The 19,131-nt window shown below is 60.7% G+C and carries 22 protein-coding genes and 1 pseudogene; 12 read left to right on the top strand and 11 right to left on the bottom strand.

All coding sequences use genetic code 11. The annotated features are described in order from the left end of the window. The coding region (locus IQK56_RS26745; RefSeq protein ID WP_482827723.1) for a beta/alpha barrel domain-containing protein at nucleotides 1–516 on the bottom strand (516 nt) is incomplete at its 3' end. A gap of 11 nt (nucleotides 517–527) precedes the next feature. Continuing rightward, nucleotides 528–1,175 (bottom strand): nicotinamidase, encoded by a 648-nt coding sequence (locus tag IQK56_RS26750; RefSeq protein WP_193863901.1) that lies wholly within the window; start codon nucleotides 1,173–1,175, stop codon nucleotides 528–530. A 147-nt stretch (nucleotides 1,176–1,322) separates the two neighbouring features. Here IQK56_RS26750 and IQK56_RS26755 point away from each other — a divergent pair, with 147 nt between their 5' ends. Then, a complete protein-coding gene (locus tag IQK56_RS26755) occupies nucleotides 1,323–2,015 on the top strand; it encodes an NUDIX hydrolase (protein ID WP_122308172.1) in 693 nt (230 codons plus the stop codon). Between the two features lie 47 nt (nucleotides 2,016–2,062). On the opposite strand, the gene IQK56_RS26760 is transcribed toward IQK56_RS26755, so the two are convergent. Continuing rightward, complete coding sequence (locus IQK56_RS26760; protein ID WP_193863900.1) at nucleotides 2,063–2,836, bottom strand: L-iditol 2-dehydrogenase; 774 nt, start codon at nucleotides 2,834–2,836, stop codon at nucleotides 2,063–2,065. Between the two features lie 18 nt (nucleotides 2,837–2,854). Then, complete coding sequence (locus IQK56_RS26765) at nucleotides 2,855–4,165, bottom strand: ABC transporter substrate-binding protein (protein WP_193863899.1); 1,311 nt, start codon at nucleotides 4,163–4,165, stop codon at nucleotides 2,855–2,857. 208 nt (nucleotides 4,166–4,373) lie between these two features. Between IQK56_RS26765 and IQK56_RS26770 the strand changes: the two genes are divergently transcribed. From IQK56_RS26770 to IQK56_RS26790, 5 genes are all read left to right on the top strand, one after another. After that, on the top strand, nucleotides 4,374–5,312 hold the full coding sequence (locus IQK56_RS26770) for an AraC family transcriptional regulator (RefSeq protein WP_193863898.1): 939 nt from the start codon (nucleotides 4,374–4,376) through the stop codon (nucleotides 5,310–5,312). A gap of 155 nt (nucleotides 5,313–5,467) precedes the next feature. Then, complete coding sequence (locus IQK56_RS26775) at nucleotides 5,468–6,415, top strand: nucleoside-specific channel-forming protein Tsx (RefSeq protein WP_193863897.1); 948 nt, start codon at nucleotides 5,468–5,470, stop codon at nucleotides 6,413–6,415. A 14-nt stretch (nucleotides 6,416–6,429) separates the two neighbouring features. After that, nucleotides 6,430–7,458 (top strand): purine-nucleoside phosphorylase, encoded by a 1,029-nt coding sequence (locus tag IQK56_RS26780; RefSeq protein WP_150675291.1) that lies wholly within the window; start codon nucleotides 6,430–6,432, stop codon nucleotides 7,456–7,458. A 187-nt stretch (nucleotides 7,459–7,645) separates the two neighbouring features. Then, the gene (locus IQK56_RS26785) at nucleotides 7,646–7,888 is read left to right on the top strand and encodes a DUF6555 family protein (protein ID WP_122306158.1); all 243 of its coding nucleotides are present in this window, start codon (nucleotides 7,646–7,648) and stop codon (nucleotides 7,886–7,888) included. A gap of 16 nt (nucleotides 7,889–7,904) precedes the next feature. Next, nucleotides 7,905–8,177, top strand: a complete 273-nt coding sequence (locus IQK56_RS26790) for a hypothetical protein (protein WP_122306157.1) — start codon at nucleotides 7,905–7,907, stop codon at nucleotides 8,175–8,177. 62 nt (nucleotides 8,178–8,239) lie between these two features. Here IQK56_RS26790 and IQK56_RS26795 read toward each other — a convergent pair whose 3' ends face one another. The 3 genes from IQK56_RS26795 to IQK56_RS26805 form a co-directional block, all read right to left on the bottom strand. Continuing rightward, nucleotides 8,240–8,410, bottom strand: a complete 171-nt coding sequence (locus IQK56_RS26795) for a metallothionein (RefSeq protein ID WP_099584211.1) — start codon at nucleotides 8,408–8,410, stop codon at nucleotides 8,240–8,242. An 89-nt stretch (nucleotides 8,411–8,499) separates the two neighbouring features. Beyond that, nucleotides 8,500–8,952 carry a DMT family transporter gene (locus tag IQK56_RS26800; protein WP_122306156.1) on the bottom strand — a complete coding sequence of 151 codons (453 nt, stop codon included), beginning with the start codon at nucleotides 8,950–8,952 and terminating at the stop codon, nucleotides 8,500–8,502. A gap of 4 nt (nucleotides 8,953–8,956) precedes the next feature. After that, entirely contained in the window at nucleotides 8,957–9,445 is a 489-nt protein-coding gene (locus IQK56_RS26805; protein WP_122306155.1) for a DMT family transporter, read from the bottom strand. 118 nt (nucleotides 9,446–9,563) lie between these two features. On the opposite strand from IQK56_RS26805, the gene IQK56_RS26810 reads away from it, so the two are divergent. The 3 genes from IQK56_RS26810 (at nucleotide 9,564) to IQK56_RS26820 (ending at nucleotide 11,336) form a co-directional block, all read left to right on the top strand. Beyond that, the gene (locus IQK56_RS26810; RefSeq protein ID WP_122306154.1) at nucleotides 9,564–10,496 is read left to right on the top strand and encodes a LysR family transcriptional regulator; all 933 of its coding nucleotides are present in this window, start codon (nucleotides 9,564–9,566) and stop codon (nucleotides 10,494–10,496) included. A 106-nt stretch (nucleotides 10,497–10,602) separates the two neighbouring features. Then, nucleotides 10,603–10,962, top strand: a complete 360-nt coding sequence (locus IQK56_RS26815) for a type II toxin-antitoxin system Phd/YefM family antitoxin (protein WP_224793974.1) — start codon at nucleotides 10,603–10,605, stop codon at nucleotides 10,960–10,962. Then, nucleotides 10,959–11,336, top strand: a complete 378-nt coding sequence (locus IQK56_RS26820; protein WP_122306152.1) for a type II toxin-antitoxin system VapC family toxin — start codon at nucleotides 10,959–10,961, stop codon at nucleotides 11,334–11,336. Before IQK56_RS26815 ends, IQK56_RS26820 begins: the two co-directional genes overlap by 4 nt. Before the next feature lie 27 nt (nucleotides 11,337–11,363). On the opposite strand, the gene IQK56_RS26825 is transcribed toward IQK56_RS26820, so the two are convergent. From IQK56_RS26825 to IQK56_RS26835, 3 genes are all read right to left on the bottom strand, one after another. Then, on the bottom strand, nucleotides 11,364–12,683 hold the full coding sequence (locus IQK56_RS26825) for an Nramp family divalent metal transporter (protein WP_122306151.1): 1,320 nt from the start codon (nucleotides 12,681–12,683) through the stop codon (nucleotides 11,364–11,366). Nucleotides 12,684–12,723: 40 nt separating this feature from the next. Then, nucleotides 12,724–14,277: a DUF726 domain-containing protein gene (locus IQK56_RS26830; RefSeq protein WP_150675288.1), complete on the bottom strand. Its 1,554-nt coding sequence runs from the start codon at nucleotides 14,275–14,277 to the stop codon at nucleotides 12,724–12,726. 94 nt (nucleotides 14,278–14,371) lie between these two features. Beyond that, complete coding sequence (locus IQK56_RS26835; RefSeq protein WP_122306149.1) at nucleotides 14,372–15,154, bottom strand: AraC family transcriptional regulator; 783 nt, start codon at nucleotides 15,152–15,154, stop codon at nucleotides 14,372–14,374. A gap of 102 nt (nucleotides 15,155–15,256) precedes the next feature. Here IQK56_RS26835 and IQK56_RS26840 point away from each other — a divergent pair, with 102 nt between their 5' ends. Next, nucleotides 15,257–16,159, top strand: a complete 903-nt coding sequence (locus IQK56_RS26840) for an EamA family transporter (RefSeq protein ID WP_193863896.1) — start codon at nucleotides 15,257–15,259, stop codon at nucleotides 16,157–16,159. Between the two features lie 47 nt (nucleotides 16,160–16,206). Here the strand turns inward: IQK56_RS26840 and IQK56_RS26845 are convergent. Next, nucleotides 16,207–16,374: pseudogene (locus IQK56_RS26845) on the bottom strand (helix-turn-helix domain-containing protein); the annotation flags it as partial. Nucleotides 16,375–16,595: 221 nt separating this feature from the next. Between IQK56_RS26845 and IQK56_RS26850 the strand changes: the two are divergent. Next, nucleotides 16,596–18,404, top strand: coding sequence for a monovalent cation:proton antiporter-2 (CPA2) family protein (locus IQK56_RS26850; RefSeq protein ID WP_150675269.1), 1,809 nt, complete (start codon nucleotides 16,596–16,598; stop codon nucleotides 18,402–18,404). Between the two features lie 72 nt (nucleotides 18,405–18,476). Continuing rightward, nucleotides 18,477–19,031, top strand: coding sequence for a DcrB/PsbP domain-containing protein (locus tag IQK56_RS26855; RefSeq protein ID WP_122306146.1), 555 nt, complete (start codon nucleotides 18,477–18,479; stop codon nucleotides 19,029–19,031). The last annotated feature ends 100 nt before the right edge of the window (nucleotides 19,032–19,131 follow it).

Genomic DNA, 19,131 nt, shown 5'->3' on the forward strand with positions numbered 1-19,131 from the left:
CAGCTCATCACGGCTGAGGTTTTTCTCCAGCCAGTCGAACTTCTGGTAGAGCTTGCGGGTGACGTCTTCCAGGGTCACCTGCGGGTATTTGTCGCGGTTGCGCAGTTCGCTGACCAACGCGAGCACCGGCTGCTCGAACATGATGCAGTGCAGCATCGGGCCGACCACGCGGATGTTCAGTTGGCCGTCGACTTCGCTGACGTGGATATAACGCAGGTTGAAGCGAAACAGGCCGAGGAAACGCTCGTAGTCCGGGGTGAGGTACTCACGAAAGCGTGGGTTGAACAGAAAACGCAGTTCGCCTTCGCGCATCTGCAGAGTGGCAAGCTTGTCCAGCTCGGCGCGTAACTGCGGGATCAAGTGGCCGAGTTTTTCCTTGGAACGGACGATGAAGTTGTATTCCACATCGACGTTGGGGTACTGGTGCAACACCGCCTGCATCATGGTGAAGGTGTAGTAGTCGGTGTCGAGCAGGCCCTGGATGACCGGGGCTTCGCAGTCGTAGGCACTTTCCATGGTCAGTCTCCTTAACGCGTGGCCATCGCGGCCAGTTCTTCGCGGGTGCGGCTGATGCTGGCACCGGCCTTGAGCAACTCGTTGACGGCCTGCACGCCGCCCTCCTCGCTGATCCCTCGGCACGCCGGCAGGTGCAGCACGACTTCGAGGCCGGCCTTGAGCAATTGCAGGGCGGTGGTCTTGACGCAGTAGTCCAGGGCCAGGCCGCCGACAATTACGCGAGCGACGCCTTGGGCCTTGAGGTACTCGATCACGCCGGTGGACAGCTTGTCGTGCAGGTCGTGGTAGCAGGCACCGTAGGGGTGCAGGTCGGGCTCGACGCCTTTCCAGATGAAGTAGTCGTAGTCATAAGGTGTGGGCAACTCGTCCAGCAAGGTGAAGCCTTCGGTGCCCGGTACGCAGTGACTGACCCAGGTGAGGTCGGCGTGGACCAGTCCGGTGGGTTGCAGCATCTCGCTGGGCTGTGCGACGACCCAGGGTGCTTGCGGGGTGTGCGCATCCTTGCTGCCGACGCGATGGCTGGCGAGGCTGGCCATGTAATTGAGTTCGGCGCCGATCCGGTCACCACCGGCCACAGGCAACTCGTTGGGGCACAGCGGCGTGAAGCTCTTCTGGGCGTCGACATCAAAGGATGCAATGGCAGTTTTCGAGAGGGTCATGGCGGTTCTCCTGTGGCCTGGATACAAAAGTACATGTCATGTACTTTCATTGCAAGAAACATTTGTTTATCTATTCGCCATCGAGAACATGACATATCTTTTCGATCCGTTAGACTGAGCGTCTTCGCCGTTCAGAAGGATTTTCACATGCCCCTTAGCGCCTACCTCCATACCGTCGACCTCTGCGTGCTGTTTTACTGCCGCGCGGCCGGTGAACTGAAACTGCTGCTGAACAAGCGAGACGCCGAGCCCTTCGCCGGGCATTGGGCGCTGCCGGGCGTGGTGGTGAATGGCGGTGTGCAAGATCTGAGCCTCAAGGATGCCGTGGAGCGCTTGCGCACCAGCGACAAGGTGGGCCTGGCGCTGGCCTGGAGCGAGCAAGTGGGCACGGTGGGCGATGCGTTTCGCGACCCGCGCTGCTGGTCGTCGTCCACGTACTACCTGGCGATCCTGGCGGATGAGGTGGTCTTGGCTGACCATCAGGCGTGGTTTTCGTTGAGCGCAGTGGCTGACGGGAGCATCAAGCTGCCGTTCGATCACAACCTGATCGTGGCAGCGGTGCGGGAGCGGTTGGTGTCCAAATCGATGTACAGCAGTTTGCCACTGATGTTCCTGGGCGATGAATTCAGCGCGCCGCAAGCGACGACGATCTTTTCCCTGGTGCTGGAACGCCCGGTGCTGAAGACCAGCATTCGCCAGCGGTTATTGAAGCTGACCGAGGCAGGGTATCTGCAGGAGACGGGGCGCAAGAAACAGGGTGAAGGGGGCAGGCCCCAGGCGACGCTAGAGAACCTGAAGCCTGGGGCGGTGTATTTTTTTGATCGCAGTTTTGCCGAGTAAGCCGGCGAGCAAGCTCGCCACCATGATCCCTTTCCAGATCGACGGTTTTAATTCATCCAGTTGCCCCCATCGACGTTGTAGGTCTGGGCCACCACATAGTCAGCATCCTTGGAAGCCAGGAAGATCGCCATCCCGGTCAGGTCCTCTGCGGTGCCCATCCGCCCAAACGGCACCTCGTCCCCTACCCGCTGCTTCTTCTCGCCGGGCGCCAGGCCTTCATGCCTGGCAAACAGCGCATCCACCCCATCCCAATGCTCACCGTCCACCACACCCGGTGCAATGGCGTTGACGTTGATGCCCTGCTTGATCAGGTTCAACCCCGCCGACTGCGTAAGGCTGATCACCGCCGCCTTGGACGCGCAGTACACCGCGACTAACGGCTCACCCCGCCGCCCGGCCTGGCTGGCCATGTTGATGATTTTGCCGCCATGTCCCTGGCCGATCATCTGCCGGGCGGCGGCCTGCAGGGTGAACAGCGTGCCGGCGACGTTGATCGCGAACAACCGCTCGAAGCTGTCGCGGGTGATGTCGACGATGGGTGCCAGGTCGAACAGCGCCGCGTTGTTGACCAGAATATCCAGCTTGCCTGCATGGGCCACCACGGCGGCAATTGCGCCATCGATGGAGGCCTGGTCGGTGACATCCATCGCCACCGCATAGGCCTGCGGACCCAGTTCGGCGGCGGTTTGCTCGGCGCGTTGCAGGTTGATGTCGGCGATGGCAACCGTCGCGCCTTCATTGATATAGGCCTGGGCAAACGCGCGGCCAATCCCCCGCGCCGATCCAGTGATCAGCGCGCTTTTACCTTCCAGTCGTTTCATGGGTGGTGTCCGTCAAGGTTACTTGGGATAGCCGGCGCGTTTCATTTCGCGCTCGGTGGTGGACTGCGCCTGCACCAAGGCCTGGTCAACCGTCATGCCGCCGGTGAGCGCCGCTGAAAACAGCTTGCCGACCGAGGTGCCAATGGCCTGGAACTCAGGGATGGTCACGTACTGGATGCCCACGTACGGCACCGGTTTGGCTGAAGGATGGGCGGGATCGGCGTGTTTCATCATTTCCAGGGTCACTTGGGCAAACGGCGCGGCCTTGAGATATGCCTCGTTGTAGGTGGACTGGCGCGTGCCCGGCGGTACGTTGGTGATGCCCTCTTTATCGGCGACCAGCTGGACGTAGTCCTTGGACGTGGCCCAGGTGATAAAGGCCTTGGCGGCGTCCTTGTGCTTGGAGGTGGCCGGGATCGCCAGGGACCAGGCATACAGCCAGGAAGACCCTTTGTCCGTTACCTCGGTAGGCGCTGCGGCGAAACCGACGCTGTCGGCAACCTTGCTCTGGCTGGTATCCGTGGTGAAGGAGCCGGCGACGCTGGCGTCGACCCAGATCGCGCACTTGCCGCTGTTGAACAGCGCCAGGGTTTCGTTGAAGCCGTTGCTGGACACACCTGGCGGGCCGTATTGCTTGAGGGTGTTGACATAGAAGTTGGCGGCGGCCGTCCATTCGGGGCTGGTCAGCTCGGGCTTCCATTGTTCGTCGAACCAGCGTGCGCCAAAGGCGTTGGCCATGGTGCTCAGCAACGCGATGTTCTCCCCCCAGCCAGCCTTGCCCCGCAGGCACATGCCGTACTGACCTTGGTCCTTGGCGGTGAGCTTGGCGGCAAACTCGCCGAGTTGGCTCCAGGTGGGGTGCGCGGGCATGCTCAGGCCGGCGCGCGTGAACAGGTCGGTGCGGTAATAGGTGACGGTGCTTTCGCCATAGAACGGCAAGGCATAGAGGGTGTTATTCACCGACAGGCCCTGACGTACGGAGGGGAAGATATCGTCGACGTCGTAATCGGCCGGCAATTCAGTCAGCGGTTCCAGCCAGTGTTTGGCGCCCCACAACGGGGTTTCGTAGGTGCCAATGGTCAGCACGTCGAACTGCCCGCCCTGGGTGGCGATATCGGTGGTGAGGCGTTGGCGCAGAACGTTTTCTTCGAGCACCACCCAATTGAGTTTGATGTCCGGGTGCTGCTGTTCAAACACCTTGGACAAGCGCTGCATGCGGATCATATCGCTATTGTTGACTGTGGCGATTGTCACGGTATCAGCAGCGTGGCTGGGCAGAGCCAAAGCCAGGCCGGACAGCAGGAACAGTGCTTTGGGAAGCGTTGACATGGCGGTTTCCACCTGTTGTTTTTGTTGTAGAGCACCGATTACAGCAGCTTGGCCAGCCCCCCACAAACGCCTGGCGAATGCCCGACTGGTACTTTTTTAACCGCAGCGCCAGAGTCAAAAAAGTATCAGTGCCGGGCAAAGGCGGGGGTAGCACGCCCCCTGCAAAGCCGCGTATTTTGACGTGACCCACTGCACAAGAGGCAGCACCATGCCCGTCAGCCGCGCCACACTGTTCGAGCACCGCCCCGCCGAACTGGAAGTGATCCTGCCCGAACCGGACCACTGCTTCCGCTGGTTCGAACACGACTACCCTTATGATCTGGCGCGCTGGAACCACCACCCAGAATTTGAAATCCACCTGATCCGCCAAGGCAGCGGCAAGCTGGTGGCGGGCGATTATATCGGTGCCTTCAACGCCGGCCATGTCGCGTTGATCGGCCCTGACCTGCCCCACGACTGGATCGGCGAGCTGGCCCCCGGCGAACACCTGAGCGGGCGCGACGTGGTGCTGCAATTCGACGGCGGCGCCCTGCTCGCCCTGCGCAACACCCTGCCGGAACTCGGTGACTTGCAACCGCTGTTTGAACAGGCCAGGCGCGGCATGGAGTTCAGCGGCGACAGCGCCGTACAGGCGGCGCAACTGATGGAGGCCATCGGCAGCGCCCATGGCCTGCAACGGCTGATCCTGTTCCTGCAACTGCTCGACACCCTGAAAAGCGCGCCGCCCGCCCAGGTCAAGTCGCTGGCCAGCCCCTGCTATGCGCCCACCCTGGACGCCCGCAGCGCTGAACGCATCAACAAGGCCTTCGACTACCTGATGCGCGAACTCACCGGCGACGTGCGCCTGTCGGTCATTGCCCAGCAACTGGAGATGAGCGAACCGGGATTCTCGCGGTTCTTCAAACGCAACACCGGCCACGGGTTTATCGACCTGATGCGCAAATTTCGCGTACAGCGCGCTTGCCGACTGTTGCTGCACACTGAGCGGTCGGTGGCAGATATCTGCTTTGAAGTGGGCTACGCCAACCTGTCCAATTTCAACCGACACTTTCGGATCGAGATGAACCAGACGCCGAGCGAATATCGCCGCGAAACCGCGCTGCATCTGTTCAATCCCCTTGAAAAAATGACACCCAGTCATTTCTGATCAAAAGGTCGACTAATTCGTCTTTTCCCTAGGGCATTCAAGCCATTGAGCAAAGTTGGTACAGCCTGTGCAAACGTTTGCGGTACGAACTTGGCCGCCAAGTTCACCATGACCTGAGGAATCGGGTTCCAACCGCGTACGAATAGGGATTTTCAATGCACCTAACCTCAAGGCCTCGTGCCTGCTTCGGTGTTTCCTTGCTACTGGCAGCCGTTACGGGAGTACTCAGCGCACCCATTTTGGCGCAGGAAACACCCGCCGATGACTCAGCACAGGGCGAAACCCTCAGCCCTGACGCCACCCAATCGAACAAAGGCCCGTACCTGTCGGACTGGTTCAACCAGGACCTGACGCTGATCGGCAGCAAAGACATCAGCTTCGGCCCCAAGCCGTCCGATGACATTTACCTGGAATACGAGTACTTCGGTCGCAAAGGCCCTTTCGAGCTGTATGGCTACATCGACGTGCCAAAGATCCTCGGCATCGGCAACAGCAATGACAAAGGCGTGTGGGACCACGGCTCGCCGGTGTTTATGGAGCATGAACCGCGTATTTCCATCGACTACCTGGCCGGTCGCAGCCTGGCCATTGGCCCGTTCAAGGAGTGGTACGTGGCGTTTGACTGGATCTACGACCACGGCAGCAACAAGGAAAACCGCGCCAACACCTTGTACAGCGGCCTGGGCACCGACATCGACACCCACTCGCGGGTCAACCTGTCGGCCAACTTCTATGGGCGCTACCAGTGGGAAAACTACGGTGCGAGCAATGAATACTCCTGGGACGGCTACCGCGCCCAGATGAAGTACATCGTGCCCATCGGCAAGTTCGACAACGGCGCCTCGCTGACTTACATCGGCTTCACCAACTACGATTTCGGCTCCGACCTGCACAAGGACAACCCGGCGCGCACCGCCAATTCCCTCGTAGCAACCAAAGTGCTGCTGTACTCGTTTACCCACCTGCGTTTCACCCTGGTCGGCCGCTATTTCCATAACGGCGGCAACTGGGAGGATGGCAGCGAGTTGAATTTCGGCGAAGGCAACTTCCGCGCCCGCTCCGATGGCTGGGGCTACTACGCCGGTGTCGGCTACCAATTCTGATCAAGGAGCATGAGATGAACACATTTACCCGTCTATCGATGGCCGTCGGCCTGGCCCTGATGCCGCACCTGGTGCTGGCAGATACCCCGGCGCCGATCAAGCCCAAAGTAATGTTGATCACCATGTTCGCCCCCGAGGCGCAAACCTGGATCGACCGCCTGCAACTCAAGCAAGAAGTGCGCGTGCCGGGCCTGTCCGCTGAATACCCGGTGATCCGCTGCAACACCCAGGACGTGTGCCTGCTGGTCACCGGCATGGGCCAGACCAACGCAGCCGCCTCCACCCTGGCATTGGCGCTGTCACCCAAGTTCGACCTGCGCCAGAGTTACTTCCTGATCGCCGGGATCGCCGGGATCAGCCCCAAGCACGGCACCATCGGCACCGCTGCCTGGGCGCACTACCTGGTGGAATTCGGCACCCAGTGGGAACTGGATTCGCGGGATGCGCCCAAGGATTGGCCGACCGGCTATCTGGGCATCAACACCAAAGGCCCCAACGAAAAACCGCCGCTGGATTACAAGACCGAAGTGTTTGAGCTCAACCCCAAGCTGCAGGCCAAGGCGTTTGCCCTGTCGCAAAAAGTCGAGCTGACGGAAAGCAAAGAATCGGCCGCCTGGCGCAAGCATTACCCTGCCGCCCCGGCCAACCAGCCGCCGCAAGTCACCCGCTGCGACACGCTGGCGGGCAACACCTGGTTCTCCGGCACGCGCCTGAGCGAACGTGCCGAGGTCTGGACCAAGCTGCTCACGGACAACAAAGGCGAATACTGCACCACCCAGCAGGAAGACAACTCCACCTACGAGGCCCTGCTGCGGGCCAGTCGTGAAGGGTTGGTGGATATCCAGCGCTTGGCCGTGGTGCGGGCAGGTTCCGATTTCGACCGGCCTTACCCTGGCTACAGCGAGGTGGATAACCTGCTCAAGTATGCGGATCAGGGCGGGTTCGCGCCGGCGCTGGAAAACCTGTACCGCACGGGCAATCCGTTGGTACAGGCGATCCTCAAGAACTGGTCGGCCTGGGAAAAAGCTGTTCCCGACGCATGATCAGTGGAATCAAGGCAGCAGGATGATCTTGTCCGGGCTGCCTTGATTCACACCGCTGCGCGCCCGCGTATCCCGGGCGCTGGTGTAACGCATGTCATGTGTTGGCCATGACCACCGCTCGGCAATCCGAGTGAATTTTTAGCGCTGGGTACGATCACTTGCTTACACCACCAGGGTTGATGGGCCAATGAATAACGCAAAACTGTTTGTGATCGACTACACCCTCCATGGCGAAGCCAAGTCATTCATTATCCGCCTGGAAAGACTCGATGCTGCCGAAGCCTGGCATTGGGCCAGCTGTGATGCCGGCGTGGGTCGTATTGGCCGTTTCGCCCGCGAGCAGGTCAAGAAAACCAGCCAGGCCCAGGCCGAGAAATTCGGTATTACCCATGTGCAATGGCGCCGCTCGGATGCGCGCGCCCAGGCTTGATCAAGGAGAGACACCCATGGATTTACGCCCCCAGGTCAATGGCAAGGCGCGGATTGATTACACCCAGGACACCCTGTTTGGGCCATTGTCCAGGCATGTGGAATGCCAGGTGAGCTTGCAGCACAAACCCGACAGGCTGGTGCTGAAAGTGTTCCAGCCGCTCCCGGATGATCTGCATGCAGCGAAAACGGTGGTATTTGCGTTGGAGGGGCGGCGGACCAGTGGGGTCGTCAGAGGTCGACAGCGCCTGTCGGACCATAGCCTCAGGCTTGAGCTTGAAACCCAATAGCCAGAACGACACAGATCAAATGTGGGAGCGGGCAGTCCCGCTCCCACAATTTTTAACCGCGTTCAGCCATGGGCCGACTTGGCGCACTCACAACCGGTCGCCGCAGCGCAAGGCTCACCATGGGCATGGTGCTCCGCACAGCCCTGGCAGCAATAGCCCTTACCGTCTTTCATCACCGCATCGACACCCAGTACACATTTGCAGTGTGGGCAGGCACAGGTTTGATCTGGCATGGTCAGACTCCTTCTTCATGGTCGTCTCGGTACGGCGAGCGCCGGCACCTTAAGCAATGACTGCCGGCTCACACACATCGTTCAAACCATCAGTCGGTACGCGTATTGCTGCGATACATGAATACCAGCGCTAGCGCGAGGCACACCATCGCCAGCAGGCGACCGCCCGACAATTCGATGGCCGGGTTGCCCAGCCAGCCGAAGTTGTCGATCAACATGCCCATGCCCAACTGCCCCGTGATCACTGCCACGGTCGCCACCGCCGTGCCGACCACCGGCACCGCACCGACCATCACCATCATATACACCACGCCGAACAGCGCGCCGGTGAGTTGCCACTTAGGCACATCCAAAAGGCTCATGGCCTGTGCCGGTTCAAAGAAGAAAATCAACAGCGCGGTGGTGAGCGCGCCTACCGCGAAGGTCAGCAAACTGCTGCGCAATACACCGACTGTCTGGCCCAGACGACCATTGATCGCCGCCTGCACACTCAATACCGCACCGGCCGCGATGACCACTACCAACAACAGAATCAGATTCATCGTCTTAACCTCGTGCAATCAGAACAAGTGCCACCACAATCAGCGCCAACGCGATCCAGCGTTCACCATTGACCCGCTTGCGCGCAGTGCCGAACCAGCCGAAATGATCGATCAACACGCTTTTGCCCACCTGACCGGACAGAATCGCGATCATAGTCATCGCAATGCCGATGTGCGGCGTGGCCAGGGTCAGCACCACCACGTACATCGGCCCCAGGAAGCCGCCGATCAACTGCCAGCGCGGCAAGTCAGTGAGCGCCGGGCCTTTTTGCGGGCCGCTGAACAGCAGCAGCAGGAACAGAATCGCCGAACCCACGCCAAAGATGCTCAAGGTCGCCCACAGATGCCCCACCTGCACGCCCAACGGCCCGAGCAAACCGGCCTCCACCGACAAGCCCATGCCGGCAAGGATCACCAGCGGCAACAACAGCAACCGCAGAAGGTTTTTTTTCGGCGTGGCGGTCGCCACACCCTCGATAGAACTGGCCTGCATACATCACCTGCGCATCAACAAATGGATTAATGGCGCGCATTATCCAGTGGCCGTCTTGTGCGATAAATGGGAGCATGTCAACAACACCTTTGCGCAAAACGCACAGCCTGGAGCCAAGATGCAGGGTTTGAATGAATTGAGTTTCAAGGCGCTGCGCCTGTTCGTCGCGGTACTGGACCACGGCAGCTTCTCTGAAGTGGCTCGCCGCGAAGGCCTGGCGCCCTCCTCGATCTCCCGCCAGATCCAGCTGATGGAACAGGCCCTGGGGCAACAGTTGTTGTATCGGCACACTCGCGCTGTCAGCCCCACCGAGGCTGGGCGTCTGCTCGGGCGGCACGCGCGCCTGATGCTCGAACAGCTGGAGGCCGCCGGCCAGGCCCTGCAGGAGCAGGAAAGTGAGCCCAGCGGCCTGGTGCGGATCAATGCGCCGATGGTGTTCGGCCAGCGTCACCTCTCCCCCTGGCTGGGGGAATTGTGCCGCCGCTACCCGAAGCTGCAACTGGACATCCAGCAAACCGACACCTATGTCGACCCGCTGCAAGATGGCACCGACCTGCTGTTTCGCATCGGCGTGCTCAACGACTCCGGCATGCAGGCCCGCATCTTCGCGCCCCAGCGCTTTCGCATCGCGGCCAGCCCGGCTTACCTGGCAAAGCACGGCACTCCCCTGCACCCCGATGAACTGATCCACCACCAGTGCCTGGCCTACAAGGGCGTCACCGGCCAACAACGCTGGTTCTTGCGTCGTGACCAGGGCGACTGGACGCCCTACAGCGTCAAGGGCCCGATCACCGGCAACCACGCCGACACCCTCACCCACGCTGCCGAACAAGGCTTGGGGCTGGTGGTGTTTCCGTCCTGGCTGATCGGCGAGAGCCTGCGCGCTGGCACCTTGCAGGCGGTGCTGACGGAGTACGAGGTAGCGACCACACTGGAGCCGCAACAGATTGCGGCGTTGTGGCCGGGGAGTCGACGCTTGTCGCTGAAGGTGAGGACGGTGATTGATTACTTTGTGGAGTGTTTTGGCGGGGTGCCTTATTGGGATCGTTGAGGAATTTTCCTAGATGACGATGTAGGGGCGTTCTGATTTTACGGGCCAGTATTTTTGGAGTCCGTGAACTACGGCAGACTTTCTCGAAACTTTTCGGAGAGATGCCATGGTGTTCACCTATCAAAAACAATCACGCGCTGAACGAGCAGCGTCCACCCGCGGTTGGGCCATCTCGGATAGCGCTCCGAGTTTCGGCTATATTTGGCCAAAATCCGGAGATATCCCCATGATCACCGTGCCGTTGGGCGAAGCAAAGAATAATCTGTCAAAACTGGTTGATGAGGCTGCCGCAGGCAAAGTCATTACCATCGCCAAACATGGGCGGGCAATGGCCCAACTCGTCCCCGTCGGTAAATCCAGAGGCCGGCGAGTGGGTGCAATGAAAGGCAAGCTCGTCATCCCCGACGGTTTTGATGCGCCTCTCCCCGACGACCTGCTGGAGGCGTTTCAAGGTATTCAGTCATGAGAGTGCTGCTGGACACCCATATTCTCCTGTGGGCACTGGCTGATGACCCCAGGTTATCCAGCAAAGCCCGGAAACTGATTGAGAATGCAGCAGAGATTTACGTCAGCGCCGCAACACTCTGGGAAATGGCGATCAAGATCGGCTTGGGAAAGCTTGATGTAGACCTGGACGAAATCCGTGAGTACTGCCTGGAAAGCGGATTCATCGAGTTACCCGTCACGTCAGAACACGTGATAGGGGTCAGGGATCTTCAGCCCCATCACAAGGATCCTTTCGATCGCCTCCTCGTCGCCGCAACCATGAGTGAACCGATGAAGCTATTGACCGCCGATCCACTGGTCGCCCAGTACACGCCCCTGGCGATCCAGGTTTAAGCCGCCAAAGCCGCTCGCACGGTCAATTCAAAACACCCACTGCCCAATCAACCATGCATTCGCACCACTGATCACCGCAAACAGAAACCACACCAACACCCGTGTCGGCAGGCTGTTCACAAACGGCCCCATCAGTTGCTTGTCGCCGGTCATGCGAATCAGCGGATACAGCGCAAACGGCAGTTGCAGGCTCAGCACCACCTGGCTCAGGATCAGCAATTTGCCAATGGCATCGTCGCCCATCAGCCAGACCCCGAGAAACGCCGGGATCAGCGCCAGCCCACGGGTAATCAGCCGCCGCTGCCAGCAGGGAATGCGCAGGTTCAGGTAGCCTTCCATGATCACTTGCCCGGCGATGGTGCCGGTAAAGGTCGAGCTTTGCCCGGACGCCAGCAAGGCAACGCCGAACAGAATGCTGGCGAACGCCCCACCCACCAGCGGGTCAAGCAGGTGGTAGGCGTCCTGGATTTCCACCACGTCGGTATGTCCGGTCTTGTGGAACGCGGCGGCGGCGAGTACCAGGATTGCCGCATTGACCAGCAAAGCCAGGGCCAGGGAGCCGATGGTGTCAATGCGCGCCAGCTTGACCGCATCCTGTTTGCTGGCCAGGTCTTTGCCGATCAGGCGGGTTTGCACGATTGAGCTGTGCAGGTAGAGGTTATGGGGCATCACCGTGGCGCCCAGGATGCCGATGGCCAGGTACAGCGGCGCGGCATCGCTGATGGCCGACAGCGACGGCGTGAAGCCACTGAATACGTCCGGCCAATACGGTTTGATCAGCACCAGTTCGATAAAGAAACACACGCCGATGGTCGCCACCAGCGCCAGCATGATCGCTTCAAGACGGCGGAAGCCCCGGTTTTGCAGGGCCAGGATCAGGAGCGTATCAAAGGCAGTGATCACAATGCCGGTAGTCAGGGACACACCCAATAGCAGGTGGAACGCCAGGGCACAGCCGAGCACTTCGGCCAGGTCGGTGGCGATGATGGAGATTTCCGCCAGCACCCATTGGGTGCGGGCGGAACGTTTGCTGTAGCGCTCGCGGCACAATTGCGCCAGGTCTTTGCCAGTGGCGATGCCCAGTCGCGAGCACAGGCACTGCACCGCCATTCCCGCCAGGCTGGCCAGCAGCACCACAAACAACAGGCTGTAGCCATAGCGCGAACCGGCCTCGATGGCCGTTGCCCAGTTGCCCGGATCCATGTAGCCGATGGAGATCAGCAGGCCGGGGCCGGCAAACATGAGGGCGCGCTTGAAAAACGAAGCCTTGGGGTCAACGGCGACGGAGCCGGCCACTTCTGGCGGGCAAAACGGGGCGGTAGCAATTTTCGGCAGGCTGAATTTCACGCGGTATCCCAGGCAAACACACTCGACAGCGCGCAGCTTATCAGTCGGACGCGACCGTGCGCATCACCGTGTCCCGTGGCAGGTCAAATGCCTCCACCACCTGCACCACCAGGTCCATCTCCTGGTTCAGCGCCTCTCGTTCCATGCGCTGGCGAATCACACCGATCACCAGCACTGCCAGGGTGGTGATCGAATACGCCGGCCCGGAAAACGCCCGCACACCACTCACCAGCAGCATCGCTGCCGCCAGTGCCTGCCCCACTACCGGAATCGCCGTGGCCGCGCCACGACGCAGGATAAACCCGGTCAGTCCCGCCAGCGCTGTACCGCTCAAGGCCGTGGTGGCCGAGCGGCCCACATCGAAACGCTTGAACAGCCCCTGCTCTTTTTGCGCGGCTGCCTTGAGCTCGGCGTCGAACACCTGGCGGTCGGCGTTACTGAGCTTGTCCTTGTACTGCTCGATCAGCTTTTGCGCGACCTGGGTTTCGATGTCCGCCAGCACCACGGATTCGAGCGACTCGTCAAACTTGATCCCGAGACGCTGCGCCACATCTTCGGCGATCTGGCGATAACTCACGCCATGCCCACGGGCCAGGTTCATAAAGCTATCGCCACCCATGCGCTGCAACTCGATGGCCAGCTTGAGCGGCTCGCGCACCGACGTATCAACCGACGCACTGCGCTTTTGCGCCATCAGTTCGGCGAGGAACTTCAACTCCTCTGGTCGAGCCTGCAGCAGGGCCGGGAACAGTTCCACATCCTCCTCGGCAAAGCGCACCTCGCTGCTGCGCTGGTCGGAGCGGATCATGCCGCGCCGCTCGTGCAACAGATCGGTGTACTGCACCACCGTCTGCAACTGCGGCCAATAAGCGGCGTGGTCGAAGGTCGCCAGGTGCACATTGGTGACCTTGGCCTTGAGCGCCGGCGTGACCGCAATCGCGTAACGACCAATGCAACGCTCCGTATCCGGCTTCATGGCCAGCGCCCAATCCTTGCTGGAATGGCAGTTGATCAGGCGTCCCTTGAGCGGCGCCGACACCTCATCCCACGGGCTCGACGTGCAGATCGCGCCGCCCATCAGCAGCAGATTGTCCAGCGGCAGTTCCCGCGCGGTTTCAGGGCTGGCCAGCAGGCTCTTGACCAGAATCCGCGCGCCCAGGGAATGGCCGATCAGGTTGATGCGCCGCACGTCCAGCGACTCAGCGTGCAGGTAGCCCGCCAGTTCCGGCAGCAAACTCTTGGCCACTTCGTCTACCCGCGCCTCGACACTTTTGTAGTGGTCGAGGAAATAGGCTATCGCCTTGCCGACGCCAACGGTCGCCGCACCGACGCTGCCACCGCCGAGAATCGCGCCGATCACGTCCTTGAAGGGCGCGAACAGGTTTTCCAGGAAGTGCCCCGCCGGCCAGAACAGCATCAGGTTGGTCGAGCCTTCGATACCCGCCAACTGCGCCTTGAAATTGCCCAGTTGTTGCCGATTGAAGAATGCCGAATACCCGTGAACATAGAGATTGAGCACATCCCCCTGAGGCTCGCCACACAGTACGAAGGTGGGCTTGCGGGTGCGGTGCATTTCATCCCACTGGTGTTGCATGGGGCGGTGACTCCTGGTGACAAGGGTGGGCGATAGTAACAAAGCGAGGGCCGCAGGGCGGTGAATCCTGACCGACGTGGCAACAGCAAAGGCCTCAGAACTGCGCCCCGGCCTTTGATTTAGCCAGGTAGCGCGCCGGAGAGTCCCCCAGGTTGCGTCGGAACACCGATGTGAACGCACTGGAACTGCTGAAGCCCAACCCGAGCGCCACCTCGGTGATGGAAGCGCCATGGCTCAGCTGCGCAGTGGCCTCCAACAGGCAAACCTGCTGACGCCAGGACACAAACGTCATCCCCGTGCTTTCCTGGAAATGGCGGGTGAAGGTGCGTCGGCTCATATTCGACCACTGCGCCATCTCGTCGAGGGTGATTTTTTGCGTGGGCGCGTCCAGGAAACGCTGACAGGCCCGCGCCAGCCGTGCCTCGCCGGGCAATGGCGCGCTGAGGGGCAATTCCGGCATGGCGCCGATTTCATCAATCAACAGCGTCAGCACGCAGCGGTGCCTCTCACTGAGCGGCGTCGAGGGCTCGACAGCCAGCGCCGCCTCCAGCAAATGCCTGAGCAAGGGCGACACTTCAAACACCTGACAGCGCGCCTGCAACCGTGCGCGCCTAACGGCATCGGCGTTCAAGTAGGTATTGAGCATCACCACCTCCCCGCGCATCTGCATTTCATGGGGCACACCACCGGGCACCCAAATCGCCCGCTGGGGCGGCACCACCCAATTGCCGAGGTCGGTGAACATTTTCAGCGCCCCCGTAGAGGCATAGGCGAACTGTCCACGCGAGTGGGTGTGCCGCTCAAAGACGGTGCCATTGGGGTATTCGCGCAGCGTTACCACGGCGTCAGGGCTGGTTGAATCAAAGGCTGGAATCATGGCCCGATTCTGTCAAAAGATGACCTGGCATAGCAAGCGGGCCAAGCGGGGCCGCCCTAACATCAACGCCCTCAAGAAGGGTAATGACCCAGGGAACATTCCATGCAGAAAAAACACCTGGCACTGGCCGTGCTCGTCACTCTGGTCTGGGGGATCAACTTCCCCATCACCCAACTGGGCCTGCGCTCGGTCGACCCTTTTGTGCTGACCGGCATCCGCTTTACCTTGGCGGCCCTGCCATTGGTGTTCTTCATCAAGCGCCCCGCCGTCAACTTCAGCTACGTGGCCGCCTACGGCTTTATCTTCGGGCTGGGCATGTGGGGCGTGATCAATTATGGAATCCAGATAGGCGTAAGCCCTGGTATCGCTTCATTGATCATTCAACTCAGCGTGTTCTTCACCATGGGCTGGGGGTTTGTGCTGTTCAAGGAGAGAATCCGCAAGGCTCAGATCGTCGGCGCCTTGCTGGCACTCAGCGGCCTGGCGGGCATCATTTCCACCCAGCAAGGCAATCACGCCGTCCTGGGTGTGATGTTGATCGTACTGAGCGCGCTGGCCTGGAGCGTGGGCAACGTCATCATCAAGAAGTCGGGGGTCAAGGAGATCTTCGCGTTCATGGTGTGGGCCAGCCTGTTCCCGCCGATCCCACTGCTCCTAATGGCCTGGTGGATGCACGGCAGCAGCCCATTCCAACACCTGAACGCGAGCCTCGACCTGACGGCGATACTGTCCATCCTGTTCCAGGTTTACCTGGCCACGCACTTCGCCTACTGGGGCTGGAACTCGCTGCTCAAGCGGTACCCCGTGTCCACGGTGGCGCCGCTGTCGTTGCTGATTCCGGTGTTCGGGATCAGCAGTTCGATGCTGATCCTCGGTGAGCGTATTTCCACGCCGAACCTGATCTCGATTGCGATCATTATCGTTGGGCTGGCGGTGGGTTTGTACCGCAGGCCGACAAGCCTGATGCCTGCCAGGCGTCTTGTCGTGATACCGGCAGAACAATAATCGCGGATGAAAAAAGCCCGGCGCTCGACCGGGCTACTCCAACAGGTTCAATAAGCGAAATTGTCGATCTTTACCTGTCCATCAGGAAACGTCGCAATAATCTCCAGCTCTGCGCCCATTGCACGGATGTAATCACGCAAGGTGCTGATGTACATGTCCGTGCGCCGCTCCATCTTGGAAACGGCGGCCTGGTTGATATTCAGCGCTTTGGCCAGCGGAACGTGCTCCTCATACCATCGGTGGTGCCCGGTTTTATCCCCCACCGATGAGTACCGCGCATCGCCGTCTTGCTCATTTGTACACCAGCAAGCGGCTCATTGCCGGGTAAGGAGCCGCGAGACACTGACGTCATTCACCGCAAAAACACAATTTTCAAAATGTAAAAAGCGCTCTAATACCCGCCTGTTGACTGGTTTTGAATATCCTGGAGTTCGCAATGCCCCATGAAGGCAACCTGTTACAAGCAGCCGTGGTGTTCCTGCTCGCGGCGGTGCTGACCGTGCCCCTGGCCAAGCGCCTGCAGTTGGGCGCGGTGTTGGGCTATCTGTTTGCCGGTGTGATCATCGGCCCGTCGGTGCTGGGCCTGATAGGCAACCCGCAGAGCGTGGCGCAGTTTTCGGAGTTGGGGGTGGTGTTGCTGCTGTTCATCATCGGCCTGGAACTGTCGCCCAAGCGCTTATGGGTGATGCGCAAATCGGTATTTGGCGTTGGCCTGGCCCAGGTGCTGCTGACCGGGATGGTGATGGGCGCGGTGGCGCTCTGGGTATTTGGGCAGGCCTGGAACAGCGCCATCGTGCTGGGCCTGGGCCTGGCGCTGTCGTCCACTGCGTTTGGCCTGCAAAGCCTGGCCGAGCGTAAGGAGCTGAACCAGCCCCACGGGCGCCTGGCGTTTGCCATCCTGCTGTTCCAGGACATCGCGGCCATCCCGCTGATCGCCATGGTGCCGTTGCTGGCCGGCAGTGATCACCCGACCACCGAAGCCCAGGGCCTGCAGCACGTTTTGCAGATCCTCGGCAGCATCGCCGTGGTGATCATCGGCGGGCGCTACCTGCTGCGGCCGGTGTTTCGCATCGTTGCCAAGACCGGCCTGCGCGAAGTGTCCACCGCCACCGCGTTGCTGGTGGTGATCGGTACGGCCTGGCTGATGGAACTGGTGGGCGTGTCCATGGCCCTCGGCGCCTTTCTCGCCGGCCTGCTGCTGGCGGACTCCGAATACCGCCACGAACTGGAATCCCAGATCGAACCGTTCAAGGGCCTGTTGCTGGGGCTGTTCTTTATCAGCGTGGGCATGGGCGCCAACCTCAGCCTGTTGGTCAGTTCGCCCCTGGTGGTGATTGGCCTGACCTTGCTGCTGATCGGCCTCAAGCTGCCGCTGCTCTACGCCGTGGCCCGGCTGGTGGGCGACCTCAATCGCGAAAGCGCCCTGCGTCTGGGCGTAGTACTGGCTGCCGGCGGTGAGTTCGCCTTCGTGGTGTTCAAGATCGGCCGCGACCAAGGCCTGTTCGAACCCCACCTGTACGACATCCTGGTGCTGACCATCACCCTGTCCATGGCGGTAACACCGCTGTTGTTGCTGGTGTGCCCGAAGCTGTTCAAGCCCAAGGTCAAGCCGGTGGAAGTGCCCGAGGAATACCGCGCCATCCAAAGCGATGCGCCACGCGTGGTGATCGCCGGCATGGGTCGTATGGGCCAGATCGTGGCGCGGATCCTGCGCGCCCAGAACATCTCGTTCATCGCCCTCGACACCTCGGTGGAAACCATCGAACTGACCCGCAGCTTCGGCGGCATGCCGGTGTTCTACGGCGACCCGCAACGCCCCGAGATCCTGCACGCGGCCAAGGTCGACCAGGCGGAGTTCTTTGTGATCGCCATGGACGACCCGGAGATCAACATCAAGACCGCCGAGTTGGTGCGCAGCCTCTACCCGCACATGAAAATCATCGCCCGCGCACGTAACCGCCAGCACGTGCATCGCCTGGTGGACCTGGACGCCTCGCCGGTTCGCGAAACCTTCTATTCCAGCCTGGAAATGAGCCGCCGCACCCTGGTCGGCCTGGGCCTGAGCCAGGCCCAGGCCGATGCGCGCATTACCCGGTTCAAGAACCACGACCTGCAAGTCCTTGCCGCCCAGCACGCGGTGTACGACGATGCAGCCAAAGTGATGCAAACCGCCCAGGAAGCCCGTACGGAATTGGCGCGGCTGTTTGAGATGGACAGACTTGAGGAAGAGTCCGACAAGGCGTAAGGCTGGGGATGAACGATACTGCGAATTTTCTGACAGAATGCTCCGCAATTTCGTTCATCCCTGGAGCGTTTCATGGCCACTTTCACCAAGACCGCCGCCCTGCTGGCCCTTGCGCTTACCGCCGGCAGCGTATTCGCCGCTGCCAAGCCGACCACGCAGACCATCTCCACCCTGGGCGGCAAGTTCACCTTCAGCCTGCCCAAGGCCTACACCGCCGACACCCTCCCAGCAGGCAAGGCCGAGGATGGCACTGCCGATACCCAAGGCACGATGTACGCCAACCAGACCACGAAAAGCGTGGTGATCGTCGCCGAAACCGTGCGTAACGACGGCGTCACCATCAAAGACAACGACCCACAGTTCCTCGACGGCGCAGTGGCCGGTTTCGTCAAGGACCAGAGCGCCGCCCTCCCCGACTTCAAAAAGCAAAGTGAGAAGAAACTGACCTTCAAGGGTATCGGCCTGCGCCAGGTGGACAGCACCGCCACCCAGGGCGGCGGCAAGACCTTGAACTCCACGTTCCTGGGCGGTTCGGGTAATCACCTGCTGGTGATCCAGGCGATCTCACGGGCGGATGATGCAAAAGGACATGCTGAACTGGTGAAGCAGATTACTGGCGGCAAGTAACCAATAGTCCTGATAACACCAATCAAATGTGGGAGGGGGCTTGCCCCCGATGGCGATGGGTCCGAGTACATATCCGTTGTTTGGGTAACGGCGTACTTAT

Source organism: Pseudomonas cyclaminis (assembly GCF_015163715.1).
Classification (GTDB): Bacteria; Pseudomonadota; Gammaproteobacteria; order Pseudomonadales; family Pseudomonadaceae; genus Aquipseudomonas; species Aquipseudomonas cyclaminis.